Source organism: Okeania sp. SIO1H4 (assembly GCF_010672695.1).
In the GTDB taxonomy this organism is placed as follows: domain Bacteria; phylum Cyanobacteriota; class Cyanobacteriia; order Cyanobacteriales; family Microcoleaceae; genus Okeania; species Okeania hirsuta.
Map to the genome: position 1 here is coordinate 61,027 of NZ_JAAHGB010000010.1, position 15,988 is coordinate 77,014.

Here is a 15,988-nt window from a genome sequence, read left to right on the forward strand (position 1 = left end):
ATAATTCTACTTAATTAAATACACAAATTTTCTGTAGCTTGTTGTGATATAATCTGAAGTGCTGAATGTGGGTTAACTAATTTAATTGTAGGAGACATGAAAGTAACTCCAAAACAAATAGAGACTGTTTACAATGAAAGCAATGCCGTTGAACACTACCTATCTAAAAGTCGTCGTGATGGTGTAAAAATTGAGTGGGAAGAACCTTTTTCTTGTTCAGTATTTAAGAGAGCAATTGTATTATGCAACAGAAAGAAAGGAGACAAGCTAAAAGTTCTTGATGTTGGTTCAGGTACAGGTGATGGATACGCTTTACTATCCCAGTTATTATGTGATGATTTCGCCATTGCTGGCAACTACGAGCTAGATTATTTAGGTGTTGATATTAGCAGCCAGATGGTAGAAACTGCCCGTAATATCTATGCCAACCATAGTAACGCTAGGTTTGAGTGTGCAGATATTCGCACCAGCAGTTTGACTGAGCCTTTCGATATTTACCTCTCTTGTGGAGTTCCCTACTCCCATCTTACCCACAAAGAACTTCACCAAGCCCTCAAGATGATCGCTACCAATGTTTGCCAGCATCGCTCCCGGTGTGCTGTGGTGGTGGATGTCTTAGGGCGCTACAGTATTGAGTGGACACCCCAATGGCAAGAAAGCCGTTGGAATTACTCCATGAGTTTTTTTGAGAGTGAAGGGGATGCAGAAGCTACCTGGATGAGCTTTTACTCCCATCACGACTTGCAGGAAATTATGCAGCAAGCTATGGATGAAGTAGGCTGTCCTGTAGAAAGATTTGAGTTTTTTGACCGTTCTATCATGGTAGGTCGTCATACCTCAACGGGACAGTTTAATCCGAAATTACCCCAGTATCGGAACCTAGTTAATAGTTTACTTGATAGTTCAGTGGAGACAGATTTAAGTCAACTGCTATTTTCAGTAGAGTTAGGTTCAGCACCAGAGCATATCTTAGATTTCTTCAGGAAATTTTCTCGTTGGTGGAATACTTTGGTGAGTCAAGCAGCAGCACTTTTGGGTGAGTCTCTAGCAGTGGAGTCTGTGGAATTACCTTCAGAGATTCAAGAATTCCAGGAAAATGTCCAAAAGGAATTGTCCCATATTTCTGACCCAAATTTGTACCGAAAGAAGGTAGAGTTGATGCTGCCTGAAGCGTTACGTTGTTTGGAAGCAACGCAACAACCAGGCTATGGTGTAGGTCATGATTTGTTTGGGGTAATGTGGTTGGATGCCACCAGGCTTTAGGTAAAAACGGCTTTCTTAAATCAGTGTTAACTATAGAAGCATTGACGAATAAAGTTTGTAGCATTTTTAGGTCGGAAAAAGTATCGTATTTTCGCTTGATAAGGCTCAAAAAGTTAGTATTTGAGTAAGATAGAGGCAGAAAAATTAAGGGATAATTTTTCCGAGTCTCTCCTCTACAACTACCTCCAAATCTTGAATCTTAACTACTCCCTACTCTCTACTCCCTGCCTTAGCAAAAAGACTTTTGAGCGCAAACCCTAACTAGATATCTAAAGTGAATGAATGTTTTTTGTGAAGTTCAACAATCAAATATAAAACCAGGAAAAAGAAAAGAGGAACGCCCCTTACATCTCCTGATTTTATCCGCTAAGACGGAAATAGAATTGCAGGAATTGAGGGCAAAGTACATTAGCTATTTAGAGTCTACTACCGACGAAAAATTGGCGGATATTTGTTTTACTGCCAATATAAGCTGTAAGTGCCTGAAGTATCGCTTGGCAGTTATCGCCTCCTCAGTGGCACAGATGCGGGAAAAATTAATGGCACCTGACTCAGAGAGTATGGGGGTTGTTGAAAACCAGGAAAACAAGAGCAAGATTGCCTTTCTCTTTACCTCTCAGGGCTATCAGTATGTAGGTATGGGTCGCCAACTCTACCAAACTCAACCGACTTTCCGACAAGCACTCGATCGCTGTAACAACATTCTTAGTCCATACTTAGAAAAGCCGTTATTGGAAATTCTCTATCCTCCAGAAGAAATAGAAGAGTCAACCCAATATCTGCTTGATGAAACAGCTTATACCCAACCAGCATTGTTTGCAGTACAGTATGCTATGTTTGAACTATGGAAATCTTGGGGAATTAAACCAGATGTAATGATGGGGTATAGTGTAGGGGAATATGCTGCTGCTTGTGTTGCTGGAGTTTTTAGTCTGGAAAATGTTTTGAAAGTGATTGCCGAACGCAGTCGGCTGATGGCAGAATTACCAAAGGATGGTAAGATCGTGGCAGTAAAAGCATCAGAACAAGAAGTTCGCACAATTATTGGTTCCCAGCCTTGTCCTATTTGGATTAGCGCCATCAACGGCCCCAAAAATGTCGCTATTGCTGGCAAAATCGAGGATGTGGGCGCAGTGTCTACGGCAGTAGAAGCACAGGGACTTGAAATTAAAAAACTAAATGCTTCTGTTGCTTTCCATTCGCCCTTGATGAAACCTATGTTAGGTGAGTTTAAGCAGGCGCTCCGAGAAATAAGTTTTTCTCCACCCCAAATTAAGCTAGTTTCTAGTATGACGGGGAAAGTAGTAATAAAGGAAGTGACTTCTCCAGATTATTGGTGTCGTCAGATTATCGAACCAGTGGAGTTTTTAGCTGGCATGAATAGTCTAAAAAGGGAGGGAATTGAGATTTTCGTAGAAATAGGGCCAAAACCAACTTTACTACGAAGAGGTTGCCAGTGTCTACCAGATGCTGAGTACTTATGGCTGCCAAGTTTGTCTCCAACTGAAATAGACTGGCAACAAATGTTAACCAGCACTGCTGCACTTTATCTTCGTGGCATCCCGGTAGATTGGGTGGGTTTTGACCGCGATTATAACCGTTCTTTCCTACCTATACCAAGTTATCACAGCAACTAAATCACTGAATTATCTGAAATTATGACTTTTTTAGTAACTAATGATGATGGGATTGATGCTCCCGGTATTCAAGCCTTACACAAAGCATTGTTTCAAGTAACCACTGATCCGATTGTAGTTGTTGCTCCTAAAGAGCACCAGTCTGGCTGTGGTCATCGGGTTAATATTCGCACCGTTATTCCTGTAGAATGGCGCTCCGACACTGAGGTGAGTGTAGACAGTACCCCAGCAGATTGTGTTCGTCTGGGCATCAACTATCTCTATGACGATATCCATTTTGTCGTTTCTGGAATTAATGGTGGTTGTAATCTAGGTTCAGATATTTATCCTTCAGGAACCATAGCTGCTGCTAGGGAAGCCACCCAACATAGGATTCCTGCCATTGCCTTTTCTCATTTTAAACGCACTGACTGGGAGTTAGACTGGGAGCGAGCCACCCAATGGACAGTGCGGGTGTTGCAGGAATTACTAACTCAAACCGTCGATCCTGGGACATTATGGAGTGTTAATTTTCCCCACCTAGAGCCGGGATCGCCAGAGCCAGAGATTGTCTTCTGTTCCCTGTGTACCCGTCCCCTACTCACGGAATTTGTGAAGCAAGAGAATGGGTATCTTTATGTGGGAGACGATATCAACCGCAAGTCTGATTCCGGTACAGATGTTGATGTGTGTTTGTCAGGGAACATTGCGATCGCCAAATACTGTTTATGGTAAAAAATATTTATTCTCAGTTCACACTTAAAGTTGCCACAGTAACTGTAATTAATCCATCCGATAAACTAATTCCTATTTTGGTTTTGTGTCCATCTCAGAATGAAAAACAGTTATTTTATCGTGCTGAATTTTCTGATTATTGTTTTCATTGCCTAGAATATTCCTGTTTACAAACTACCCCACCGAAAATCAAAGATCGAGTAGATTTAGTAGCTTTTTGCCAAGATGCGATAGCTTATGCCCAAGCACATCAAATTGTGGCTATTTACTATAGTTTTGATATTGCCAATTTGGTAGCAGCAATAGTTTGTGAAAAGCTTAATTTATTTGGTCCTCGTTTTGAAAGTGTGGTGCAATGTTTTCATAAATTTTATGCCCGTAAAATTGATTCCTATGCCCCTGGTTACTCTGTTGTGCAATGGGAAAATGAAGGGAAATTGACAATTGATGAGCAGATTTTAACTAAACTGAAGTTTCCCCTATTTGTGAAGCCAGTTTGCTCCAGTTACGGTATGTTTTGTGGGAAGATAAATAAACCAGAACAGTTACCAGAATTATGCAACAATCTTGCCAAGAATTATCAACCTTGGTGGCAAATGTATCAGGTTTTGTTCCAAGAATTTATTGATAGCAGAAAATACCCTCTAGCTACAACATCTCAAGTTCCCCTTTTAGTGGAAGAGATGGTTTCTGGTCAACCTTTAACCTGTGATGGTTTTGTCTATCAAGGACAGGTTCATTTTGTCGGTTTAGTGGACACATTGGAAGCCGAAGATGGCTCAGTTGATTGTTATATTTTTCCTGCTCAAGTTAGTTGTAAACAACAGCAAAATATTTACGCTCGGGTGACTAATTTTATTCAAGATAGTGGTTTAGATAACAGCTTTTTCAGTGCAGAATTTTGGCTTCAAGGGCAAGATACCCCGATCTTAATTGAAATAAATGCCCGCATGAGTGCAACCTTTGGCTTTCTATATCAGCAGAGTCTGAATTTTAATTTACCCAAAGCTGCCCTGAAATTAGCTCAGGGAATTTGTCCCCAAGCTCCTCAACACCGATCAGAAGAAGAAATAATCACCACTTGTCGTCTGTATATTTCCACTCGTAAAAGTGGTCTTGCCTCAACACTGTTTGATTTTAACCTTGCTCAACAAACTCTTGATTGCTCACAATTGATTACTTTTAATTGTGAACCAGGAGAACAAATTCAAGACACTCACTATCATCCTACTCCCCTCGCAGAACTCAACCTTGTGGGTGCTAACCGAGCTGCTCTACAATTTTACGGGGAACACCTACGCAATGCCTTACTCTTAGAAAGACGCTCCCCAACCTATCAAGTTTCTGTTGTGCAAGACTGTCCTCTTCAAGGAGGTGAGGGACTTTGCTACGATGGGGAAACTAATCAACTATTTTGCTTAGACTACGGTAACCCTCAGCTAATTAAATTGTGCTTAACCACCTGCCAGGTGCAGAGATTTCCCTTACCTGGTTTGTGTTACGGTGTCGCAGTATTGACAAAAGGTACGTTGGTGTTGTCTGGAGAGTTGGGGCTAGTGCAATTTAATCTCCATACCCAGAAAATAACACCAATAATCGAAACCTATCAGGGTAAAAAGTTAGTTAGTAATGATGTAATTATCGACACAACAGGAAACATCTGGTTTAACACCATTAATGAGGATACCACAGGTATTAAGGACAAAGGAAAACTGCTAAAGTGCAATCCCCAAGGACAAATCCAGGAAATGTTTGCGGGACTAAGCTATGCTAATGGTATGGGATTATCCCCAGATGGGCGATCGCTCTACGTTGTAGATAGCTTGGAACGGTCGATTCACGTTTTCGTTGTTAATGGTGATTGTTCTGAGTTTTACCACGATCGCCAATTTATCGTTTCCCAGGAGCATGAAGGAGTACCTGATGGATTAGCTGTAGATCGTGCAGGTTATCTTTGGGTTACATTTTGGTTTGGTGGTAAGGTAGTTTGTATTGATCCGCGATCGCAAGCAAGAGTCAGAGAGATTATTCTACCTGTGATGAATATTAGTAGCGTGACAATTGTTGACTCCAAATGCAATTGCCCTGCCGACTCACCTTGGAAATTTTTTGCTTGCTCATCCATAGTTCCTTGGTTAGGGGGGAAATTATTAGCACCTTGGTACGTAGATGATTTGGTAGTCGAACAACGAGGATATCTTTTTGAACTTCGCGAGAGTGAAAAAATCGGGGGAGATAACAATATATGGTAAGATAAACAAATGTCTAATTACTCCGATGAAGATAAATTACTAATAATGTACCAGGTTTCTAATATATTTTTCTGGTTTCTTTGGCGCTTTTTATATATCAATAAATTTCGGAGGCCGACTTGCTTGAAAAGTGAGTATTTTTCGGGTAGCAAAAGCCGAAAAATCACTCTTACTATTGTTTGGGCCACTGACTCTGTAATTCCCATTTATTCTACCTCCTAACTACTGCCTACTGTCTACCCTCGCAAAAAGACTTTCCATACGCAAACCCTAATCAACAACTACCTCTTCTTTGAAAGGAGAGGATTGACTCAAAGGAAAATTTTTCCTTCTGCCCTCTGTGTTCAACTCCCGCTACCTTCGTTTATTAATTTTTAATTAGGGCTTGCTGATTAATTCTCAAAGCATTGACTGATATTGGTTGTAGCATTTTTTTGTCGAAAAAAGTGCCAGCTTTTCAGTGGCAAGAGCTGCATAAAGCTAGTATTTTGGGATGATTATGGCAGAAAAATTGAGGGACAACTTTTCCGACTACCTACTCTATAATTCCCATTTCTCCTGACTCCTGACTCCTTCCTTCACTCATAAGACTTTCTCAGCAAACCCTAATTATTCATTATTAATTATTCGGTAAAGTAGTCTTTTACTGCACTTTTTACTTTTTATATTCCCCAAAACCTATAATTTTGTAGCTCATGCTTTTTGGGAATTGCTATAATCTAAAAATACAGCATATTTTAAACTAATGTGGTACAACTGACGGGGTCAATATTTTGTGCTTGTTCACTACCCTAATTCCCATCTTTCCTACTCCCTAAAAATCAATATATGTACCTCTTAACGAAGTCAGAAGTCAGAAGTTAACCCACCCCTAACCCAACCCACCCCCGCTCCTCCCAGGAGGGGAGCCAGGAGGGGAAGTAGGGGATGCGTGACCAACTATCCAAAAATATTGCGCCTTAAAAGGCGGGGTTTTAGACCCACATTATTTTGATAACTTCGGAAACTGCTGTATGTAGATAAAATTGAGTCTAATAGACATCTCCAAAAAATCAAAATAAAATCAATTATTATCCATAAATTATCAATTATTTATCCCTATTCCCTATTACCTATTCCCTCTATTTTAAAGACTATGGCATCTATAAATCAATATTTCTCGATCGAGAATACTAGAAAAAATTCCCTGCGCAACGTTTTTATTGTACCTTTTGTTTGACAAATATTAACAACATTTGCATTAATTGGTTATCTTTCTTTTAGAAATGGAGAAAAAGCAGTTAATCGATTAGCAAGTCAATGGGAACATGAAGTTACAAACCGTGTTGAAGACCACCTAAATCATTGTCTAGAATACCCTCATATTATTGTTCAAAGTAATATCAATGCTATTCAACTCGAACAACTAAATACCACCAATATTGATACTTTAGCCTTTCATTTCATTAAACAAATTCAATTGTATAAATTTGTTTCTGCTATTTATTTTGCAGGTGACTATGAAAATGGAGAATATGCTCAAGGCAGACGAAATATAGATGGTACTCTAAATATAAAAGTATTTGAAGATTTTCCCAATCGTGTCGATTATCTCGTAAATAAAGAAGGTCAGCGTATTAAAAAGCTGCAAAGTGTAGTAGTAATTATGACAGTACGTTTAGTTACCGCACCTATACTCAAACTTAATTGTGCTGCCAAAAAAATTACTCAAGGTAAATGGGAAACTCAACTCCACATTAACCGTAACGATGAAGTGGGAGAACTGACTCACTCTTTTAATTGTATGGCAAACCAACTGAAAAATTCCTTTAAATCTCTAGAAGCAAACAACGAACAACTCAAGCAACTCGATCGCCTCAAAGACGAATTTTTAGCCAACACTTCTCACGAACTACGAACCCCCCTCAATGGTATTATCGGTATCGGTGAATTTCTTTTAGAAAGCAATACAGAAAAATTGAATTCAGTCACCACTGGCAACTTAACGATTTAAATATTGGGGGTGGGGAGTGTGGGGAGGTGGAGAAAGTGTGGATAGAATTATAAACATATACTGTATAACCAGATTCTATATAATTTATCTTTCTCCTAATCATAAATTTATTCAGCAACGCCCCAAAACTTAATATTATATCATGTCCGGTAGCATCGGTATTGTAAGCGTGAAGGTAAGGAAGAGGGAAGAAGGCTTAAAAGCTGGAAAAAAGGCTTAAAAGCTGGAAAAAACGTAAATTTCCTGTAGATATTCACCCTTGATTTTACACAAACGATACCAACGGACATGATATTAAAGGTGCGTGATGGCTCAACTATGAGTCTATTATCGTCACACACCTTACTTATATCATGTTCCCCTCCGGGGGAGCTACGAATTGCGGATAATCAGTTATAATAAACCTTCTGCCTTCTAACCTTGCTCTTTCCCTTCAGCATAGCTGCCCTCTGCCTTCTGCCTTTGGTCCACAGATATTATAAGTATTCAACCGAACATGATATTATACTGCTTGAAACTTGTTGCAGATATAGCCTATGTCCGCTAAAATCCTTTTAAAGTTTTCAGGGCAAACTTTTGCACTTGCTCATCTGAGTCATTTTCGGCTCGATCGCTCAATATCTGGAGAATCTGAGTATTCTCTTGATATTGTTCGAGAATTGCCTCTAAAGCAGTTTGGCGCGGGTTATCTTCCCACTCCTCCTGGCGTACAAATGGATCGGAGTATGTGCGAGTGCAGAAAAATTCAAACATTCCTGGTTCATCATGCCAACCTAAAGCTAACTGCTGTATTGCTGAACGTCGTACATAAAAATTCTCATCAGACTCAGCTAGTTTTTTGAGCATAATAACCGCAAAAGGATCGTTTTTTCCCAGCATAGCAAATAATTCTAAAGCAGTTTGTCGCACATAAAAACTACGATCGCTCATAGCTACTTGTTTGATAATTTCTATTACCTCAGGGTCATATTGCCAACAAATACCTAACTCAACCACTGCTGTTTGCCGGACGCACACATCCTCGTCAGAAATAGCTAATTTTTTAAATAACGCTAATGTCTCAGGGTTATGCTTCCAACCGAGAGCTAATTGCTGCATTGCTGCTTGTCGTACTTCTCGTTCATCTGTAGACTCTACCCTTTGTTTGAGAATAGTAAAAGTATCAGGGTCATCTTTCCAACCAAGAGCTAATTGTTGCATTGCTAGCTGTTGTAAATCTGGACATTGAGCTGATACAGCCAGCTTTTTGAGAGCAGACATGGTCTCAGGGTCATCCTTCCAAGTAGTAGCTAATTGTAGTACTGCTGACTGTTGTAGCTGTGAACAATTGCCAGACACAACCAGTTGTTTGATAATATTTAGAGTGTCGGGATCGTCTTTCCAATCTGTAGCTAACTGTTCCATTGTTGCCTGTTGCACATAAGAACACGGATCGTCAACTGCTTGTTGTTTGAGCCAAGCTAAGATATTAGGATCGTCCTTACCATCATTGCCTAGTTTAACGACTGCTGCTACTCGCACATCTGAACATCCGTCAGATACAGCAATTTGTTGCAGAGTTGCCAAAGTATCACCGTCATTTTTCCAAGTAGTAGCTAACAATTCCATTGCTGCTATGCGTACTTCTGAAAATTTATCGGATAATGCTGCTTGTTTAATTGTAGCGATCGCCTCTGGGTGATCTTTCCAACCTGTGACCAACATCTCCATTGCTGCAATTTGTACATCGTGGCGATCGTCAGACAAAGCAACTTTTTTGACTACTTCAAAAGTCTCAGGATCGTCATGCCAAGCAGTAGCTAGTTGTTCAACTGCTAACTTCCTAGCGTGCCAACAATCATCTTGGAAAACGACTTGTTTGAGAATACTCAAAGTATCAGGGTCATCTTTCCAACCGATAGATAATTCTCGTATTGCAGCCACTCGTGCATCAGAGTTAGACAGAGCCAATTTTTTCAGGAGAGCTAAAACACTAGGGTCATCTTTCCACCCAACAGTTAATTGTGCTACTGCTATCTCTCCCACTACCCAGCACTCAGGAGACTCAGCCTGCTGTTTGAGAAAAGTCAACACATCTGGGTCATGTTGCCAAAATGCACCCAACTGTACCACTGCCAGTTCTCGCATCCGCCAACATTCATCTGACTGCACAACCTGTTTCAGAATAGCTACTGTATCAGAGTCTTTTTGCCAGTTTTCGATCAAATAGCCCATTGCTGCTTTTCGTACTTCTGAAGCTGTGTCTGATATAGCCAACTTTTTCATAATAGCTACTGTATCAGAATTTTTCTTCCAATCTGTTACTAACTGTTCCACTGCTGCCAGTCGCACATGAGAACACTGGTCAAATTCTGCCAGTTGTTTGAGGGTTAATAGCGTATCTGGATCGCTTCCCAAATTTTCTGCTAGTTGACTCATCGCAGCTCGTCTTACCTCTGAAGCTTGAGCAGACAAAGCCAATTGTTTCAGAATAGTTCCAGTATCGATGTCATCTTTTGCCAGTTTGGCTAACTTGAATACTGCTTCTGAAGCCACATAAGGGCTTGGATCAGACATTGCCATTCCTTTGAGCCAAGCTAAAGTCTTGCGGTCGTACTTCCCATCTTGATTTAATTTTTCTATGATGGTTAAACGTACTCCCCAATGTTTATCTGATTCTGCTCTTTGTCTTAGCCAGGTGAGAGTATCTATATCTTGCCAACCTTCAGCTAAAAGTTCTACTGCTGTTTCCCGCAAAGCTTCATCAACATCGGATACAGCTCGTTGTTTCAAAAATGCTAGGGTATCTGGCTCATTTTGCCAGTTTTGGGCTAACTGTTTTAATGCTGCATAACGTACATTTGAGGAACGATATTGATCTGCCAAAATCAGTTGTTTCAGGAAAGCGATCGTATTTGGATCGTCATGCCAACCTGTAGTTAATTGGGTAAGTATGGCTTCTTGTACCCACCAATATTCATTGTTAGATACTACAAATTGTTTAAGAAAAGGTAAAATATTAGGATCGTTTTGCCTGCCTTGGACAAGATATTCTGTTGCAGCTCTCCGCACATCTGGACATCCATCGGATATAGCTAATTGTTTAAGAATAGCTACAGTATCCGGGTGATTTTTCCATTCTATGGCTAGCTTTTCCAATGCTGCTATTCGCTGTTCTGGGTCTTCGTCAAACACCACTTGACGTTTGAGGGAAGATAAAGTGTGAGAGTCATTTTTGAGCATTATCATAATGGCCTATTGTAAGTTAATAGTTTTTTTAGCTTTACGTTTAACTTGGATATTTGTAGGGAAAGTTTCACAAACTGAGTCTATTATAAGTTAAATTAAATAAATAGAATTGCATCCTCAATAGATTTTATATAGATTAATAGTTGTATAGGTATGTGTAGACTAATTCCTGAAATCCGAGAATTCAGGAATATATGTCCAGCTAGTTGACTATACATCAATTTTGCCTATAGGTTAAACAGGAAAGATATTACTTAGTATTAATAAATATCTCTAGAAAATAGGTAGTAAGGAGTAGGGAGTATGCGGAAATAATTAATAATTTATTTATGAAAATTAATTTTATTTTTTATTTATTATTGGATATTTCTAATAATGACATCATGAAATATATAAGTAAGTGATGGGTATCACTCCTTGAAAAATAAAAATATAAGTATCGTATGCTATTCTTTGAATAATGGCAGAAGTGCGATCGCAGCTCTAAGGCAGAGGATACATCTACTCACGACGCTGTAGGCGATAACACTTTTAGGACTTACGCAGTATAATATATTTTCATCATTGTTACCCACAGGGCAGCAACCTCAAATCCCAGTTTTTCCTACTTTATGTGTAAGTCCTGACTTTGTTTTTGAGTTATAAATTCTTAATTTTTTGGTTTTCCTAATGTGAATCTAGGGTTGTTTCAAAAATCTTTAATTTATTAGGACGTATGCATTCAGCCGTCAGCTATCAGCTATCAGTTATTGCTTTTAGTTTACGATCAAAGCTTTATTAATTGTATCCCCACAAAAGTTAGTTCCCTTGACCTTAAAGTTAGTTGTTAATTTAAACACTGTTCTTAAAGAGAAAGTCTTTTTGCTGATAGCTGACTGCTAATAGCTGTTTGCGCAGCATTCCGTAGGAAATGCTTACATTAGGACTATTCATAATAGTATGTTACTTTTTTTATACTAAAAGTTATTTTAATTAATAATTAACAGTTGAAATAAATATTATTTAGCCTAAATTTTCTCTAAAATATTAATATAAATCTTGAAATATAACCATGCGAGAACTTTATCCACCCATTCAACCCTATCAAAGAGGCAATCTCAAAGTTTCCGATATTCACACTATTTATTATGAAGAATGTGGCAACCCCCAAGGTAAACCAGTAGTCTTTTTACATGGTGGACCAGGTGGTGGAATGATACCTCTTTATCGTCAATATTTTGACCCCAAAAAATGGCGAATTATACTATTTGACCAACGAGGTTGTGGCCGTAGTACTCCCCATGCTGAACTATCTCAAAATACTACCTGGGATTTAGTCAGTGATATAGAAAAACTACGAGTTCATCTCAGTATTGAAAAATGGGTGGTGTTTGGAGGTAGTTGGGGAAGTACTCTAGCATTAGCTTATAGTCAAACTCATCCAGAAAATTGCATAGGCTTAATTTTACGAGGTATTTTTATGGTGCGCCCGAAAGAAATTTCTTGGTTTTATCAAGAGGGTGCAAGTAATATTTTTCCTGATGCTTGGGAGGAATATTTAAAACCTATTCCTATAGAAGAAAGAGGTGATTTAGTTAAGGCTTATTACCAAAGATTAACCAGTACTGATGAAAAAGTTCAATTAGAAGCAGCACGCGCTTGGTCAATTTGGGAAGGAAGTACCAGTAAATTAATTCCAAATTCAAACGTATCACAACAGTTTGGGGATAGTTATTTTGCTTTAGCTTTTGCTAGAATAGAATGTCATTATTTTATTAACAAATGTTTTTTTGAACATGAAGAACAGTTATTAAAAAATGTCTATAAAATTCGGCATATCCCAGGAGTAATCGTACAAGGAAGATATGATATTGTTTGTCCGATGGTATCAGCTTGGGAGTTACATCAAGCTTGGCCGGAAGCTGAATTTATCGTAGTGCCAGATGCAGGACATTCAGTTTCTGAACCAGGAATTATAAATGCTCTAATTAAGGCAACTGATAAGTTGGCAATTCTATAAAAAAACAGAGGTATTTTACTTGATAATTGTCAGTATTTATCCTTGTTAAACTCTAAAGGTGTTAGGTTTTAAGTAGCAGGGTAAGCTGTTTTCACCTAAAGCCTAAAGCCTTCTTCAATATAACTTTCAATAATTCAAATCATTGCTGAAAATTCCTACTTTTATGTAACCATTCAGCATTTAATATATTTTTTCCATATCACTATTAAACGGATATTATATTAAACACAGAAATCATTCTAAACAAAACCACCAAATACTGCAAATTTATAATATTTCCAAGGAACAGCTACAGGTATAAAATTAGCTGTTGTTAACATCTCCAAATGGGCAGACAAACTAGCTAATTGGTCTTGATTAGAATAACCATAAGAATTGCTAGTACCCATTTTGGCATGAACTTCTGTTAAAGTAGTTCCTTGACTTATTGCCCACTCCTGCTGTATATGTTTAAACACCTCTGCTAATTCTGTAGTTGCAGGCAAAACAGGATCGGCATTCCAAAAACAACCTCCATAATTTAAGCTTTTTCTAATCTTTTGAAATAATTTTAATTTCATACTATCGCTCAGATGATGAATAGCGAGAGATGATACACAAGCATTAAAACCATCACCAATAGGGGATGATAAATCAGCGTTATTTGCCCACTCACCAAAATCCATTTCTATTTCAGTCCATCTATCTGTATACCCAGCAGCATCAATCTTAAGTTTGGGCAAATTCTAGCATCCGTGGAGAATAATCCACCGCTACTATCTGTGCGTTAGGATATTTATGTAATAGCTTTAAACTTAGTTCCCCAGTACCACAACCAAGTTCCAAAATGCGATCGCTATTTTTTTGCACACAACGCACTATGACATCCAACATTTCATCATATCGTGGTAATAAATGTCGAATACCTGTGTCAAAATTAACAGGATGACTGAATACTTCTCCTGGAAAAATATTTTGCTTTTCTAAAGGTAAATCTTGAGAATCGAAAAAATTTCTCAAATTGCTTTCTGGATTAAGATTTTTCATCAGGATTAATTCAGCTGATCTTGTTGGTTTTACTCAACTCTCAGAAAAAATTCTACCGGAAGATTTGGTAATATTGCTCAATAAAATTTTTTCAGAATTTGATAAGTTGAGCGATCGCCACGGGTTAGAAAAAATTAAAACTATCGGAGATGCTTACATGGTTGCTAGTGGTCTACCTACTCCACGAGCAGACCATGCCAAAGCTGCTGCAGAAATGGCTCTTGATATGCAACAAGAAATCAGCAAATTTAATTTACAGCATAATTTTGAACTCTGTATCCGCATTGGCATTAACACCGGACCTGTTGTTGCTGGGGTCATTGGCACGAAAAAGTATATTTACGACCTCTGGGGTGATGCAGTGAATACTGCCAGTCGCATGGAATCTCATGGAATTCCCGGTACGATTCAAGTTTCGACAAAAACTTACGATCTCTTACATAATCAGTATATTTTTAAGGAACGCGGTTCCATAGTAGTTAAAGGTAAGGGTGAAATGAAAACTTATTTATTGATTGGCAGAAAAGTATAGATAGAAAAAAAGAAATCAGGAATAAGGATTAAAAGAAAAATAAGACATCTAATTAAATTCCCATCGCCACTGAACATCAGAGAAAATATAAGTTGCTTCAGTTCACAGGGATGGTCTCTTGAGTATCCGTAATATCATGTCCGTTTAATTAGTTATAATAAAGTTCTTATATCATGTTCGGATAATCAGTTATAATAAACCTTCTGCCTTCTAACCTTGCTCTTTCCCTTCAGCATAGCTGCCCTCTGCCTTCTGCCTTTGGTCCACAGATATTATAAGTATTCAACCGAACATGATATTAGGTGGTAGGTCGTAGGTGTAAATTCAAGTGAGAATACTGGAAACAGAGCAGAAATTTGGGATATTCCTTCAAGATCGCTTCAACAGAACATTTTTATTATACTTAATCATCCGGACATGGTATAAGCACTTTAGTAAGTGAATTGGTTATTTTTCTTCAACAGTTTCATGCTGGATATATAGCAGTCACTATTACTGTATTTGACTTATGAAATAGCTACAAACTTGGGAATATCAATAATCAAACTTCTTCTTTCTTCCTTCTGCTATATTTGTTATGTTGATGAAAAAAGAACCTCAATTTATCAAAATTAGAGTTTAGGAGGACACCCCAAACTATCGCGGGTAGCTACTCCTGTAATAGGATTAATTCCTGAAGCATTTTTACACATTAATTTTACCTGATAGCGGTCTACTATTGCTCGAGAAAAATCTGCCCCTGTCACCACTGCATTACTGAAGGTGCTACTACTCAACATAGCATCTGTAAAAATAGCATTAGTTAAGTCAGTTTGATCGAAAGTGACTCGATCTGCAAAAGTATCAGTAAAATCTGTTTCACTTAAGTTTGCCCGAAAAAAGTCTCCCTTAGTAATAATTGTTCGTTGCATATTTGCCCCTTGAAAATTTGCACCCCGCATTTCTGCACCAGCAAAGGAAGTACCTTGCAAATCTTTATTAGAAAAATCTCGATAGTTTAAATCTGTAAGAGTATAGTTTACAGTATTTTCCTGTGCTTGAGCTAAATCAATATGAATTGGTAAAATACCTACGACAGCCAATATTAATACCAATACTAAAAATCCTGTTTTCACCACTACAATAACTGCTCCCAAAGTTGAGTATAACTAAATAATAAATATACCAAATTAGAGACCATCTTAACGAAGTCAGAAGCCAGAAGTTAGAAGTCAGATAAAGTCGCTGTGGGTAGGGCGACCTACAGAAATTATTTTTGTCATGGGGATAGATGAGCAACCCTCCAAAAATATTTCGCCAAAGCGGGGTGGTACGACCCAATTATAGCGCTACGCGCAAGGCAAC

Annotated in this window: 10 protein-coding genes and 1 pseudogene; 7 read left to right on the top strand and 4 right to left on the bottom strand. The window is 38.4% G+C overall.

The window, feature by feature from the left end:
* Positions 1 to 96 precede the first annotated feature (96 nt).
* The 5 genes from F6K06_RS10705 to F6K06_RS10725 all read left to right on the top strand — a co-directional run bounded on the left by F6K06_RS10705 (position 97) and on the right by F6K06_RS10725 (position 7,859).
* Positions 97 to 1,263 carry a class I SAM-dependent methyltransferase gene (locus tag F6K06_RS10705; RefSeq protein ID WP_124142808.1) on the top strand — a complete coding sequence of 389 codons (1,167 nt, stop codon included), beginning with the start codon at positions 97 to 99 and terminating at the stop codon, positions 1,261 to 1,263.
* A gap of 278 nt (positions 1,264 to 1,541) precedes the next feature.
* Positions 1,542 to 2,900 (top strand): acyltransferase domain-containing protein, encoded by a 1,359-nt coding sequence (locus F6K06_RS10710; RefSeq protein ID WP_124142809.1) that lies wholly within the window; start codon positions 1,542 to 1,544, stop codon positions 2,898 to 2,900.
* A gap of 21 nt (positions 2,901 to 2,921) precedes the next feature.
* Entirely contained in the window at positions 2,922 to 3,614 is a 693-nt protein-coding gene (gene surE, locus F6K06_RS10715; protein WP_124142810.1) for a 5'/3'-nucleotidase SurE, read from the top strand.
* Positions 3,608 to 5,866, top strand: coding sequence for an SMP-30/gluconolactonase/LRE family protein (locus tag F6K06_RS10720; RefSeq protein ID WP_287240900.1), 2,259 nt, complete (start codon positions 3,608 to 3,610; stop codon positions 5,864 to 5,866). Before surE ends, F6K06_RS10720 begins: the two co-directional genes overlap by 7 nt.
* 1,459 nt (positions 5,867 to 7,325) lie before the next feature.
* Positions 7,326 to 7,859, top strand: coding sequence for a histidine kinase dimerization/phospho-acceptor domain-containing protein (locus tag F6K06_RS10725; protein WP_240038743.1), 534 nt, complete (start codon positions 7,326 to 7,328; stop codon positions 7,857 to 7,859).
* 543 nt (positions 7,860 to 8,402) lie between these two features.
* Here F6K06_RS10725 and F6K06_RS10730 read toward each other — a convergent pair.
* Positions 8,403 to 11,087, bottom strand: coding sequence for a HEAT repeat domain-containing protein (locus F6K06_RS10730; RefSeq protein WP_124142813.1), 2,685 nt, complete (start codon positions 11,085 to 11,087; stop codon positions 8,403 to 8,405).
* A gap of 1,051 nt (positions 11,088 to 12,138) precedes the next feature.
* Here F6K06_RS10730 and pip point away from each other — a divergent pair.
* Positions 12,139 to 13,086 carry a prolyl aminopeptidase gene (gene pip / locus F6K06_RS10735; protein WP_124142814.1) on the top strand — a complete coding sequence of 316 codons (948 nt, stop codon included), beginning with the start codon at positions 12,139 to 12,141 and terminating at the stop codon, positions 13,084 to 13,086.
* Positions 13,087 to 13,325: 239 nt separating this feature from the next.
* Here the strand turns inward: pip and F6K06_RS33875 are convergent, their stop codons facing one another.
* Together F6K06_RS33875 and F6K06_RS33880 are read right to left on the bottom strand one after the other, a co-directional pair.
* On the bottom strand, positions 13,326 to 13,808 hold the full coding sequence (locus tag F6K06_RS33875) for a hypothetical protein (RefSeq protein WP_338043112.1): 483 nt from the start codon (positions 13,806 to 13,808) through the stop codon (positions 13,326 to 13,328).
* Positions 13,795 to 14,112, bottom strand: coding sequence for a methyltransferase domain-containing protein (locus F6K06_RS33880; protein ID WP_339379578.1), 318 nt, complete (start codon positions 14,110 to 14,112; stop codon positions 13,795 to 13,797). Before F6K06_RS33880 ends, F6K06_RS33875 begins: the two co-directional genes overlap by 14 nt.
* Positions 14,113 to 14,125: 13 nt before the next feature.
* Here F6K06_RS33880 and F6K06_RS10745 point away from each other — a divergent pair.
* A pseudogene (locus tag F6K06_RS10745) lies at positions 14,126 to 14,644 on the top strand (adenylate/guanylate cyclase domain-containing protein); the annotation flags it as partial.
* A gap of 611 nt (positions 14,645 to 15,255) precedes the next feature.
* Here F6K06_RS10745 and F6K06_RS10750 read toward each other — a convergent pair.
* Positions 15,256 to 15,780 carry a pentapeptide repeat-containing protein gene (locus F6K06_RS10750; protein WP_240038744.1) on the bottom strand — a complete coding sequence of 175 codons (525 nt, stop codon included), beginning with the start codon at positions 15,778 to 15,780 and terminating at the stop codon, positions 15,256 to 15,258.
* Between the last annotated feature and the right edge of the window lie 208 nt (positions 15,781 to 15,988).

What these genes read in the sequence shown, in the direction of transcription:
- F6K06_RS10720 (WP_287240900.1), top strand. Translation starts at nt 3,608, where the DNA reads ATGGTAAAAAATATTTATTCTCAGTTCACACTTAAAGTTGCCACAGTA.
- F6K06_RS10705 (WP_124142808.1), top strand. Translation starts at nt 97, where the DNA reads ATGAAAGTAACTCCAAAACAAATAGAGACTGTTTACAATGAAAGCAAT.
- F6K06_RS10710 (WP_124142809.1), top strand. Translation starts at nt 1,542, where the DNA reads ATGAATGTTTTTTGTGAAGTTCAACAATCAAATATAAAACCAGGAAAA.
- pip (WP_124142814.1), top strand. Translation starts at nt 12,139, where the DNA reads ATGCGAGAACTTTATCCACCCATTCAACCCTATCAAAGAGGCAATCTC.
- F6K06_RS33880 (WP_339379578.1), bottom strand. Translation starts at nt 14,112, where the DNA reads ATGAAAAATCTTAATCCAGAAAGCAATTTGAGAAATTTTTTCGATTCT.
- F6K06_RS10730 (WP_124142813.1), bottom strand. Translation starts at nt 11,087, where the DNA reads ATGATAATGCTCAAAAATGACTCTCACACTTTATCTTCCCTCAAACGT.
- surE (WP_124142810.1), top strand. Translation starts at nt 2,922, where the DNA reads ATGACTTTTTTAGTAACTAATGATGATGGGATTGATGCTCCCGGTATT.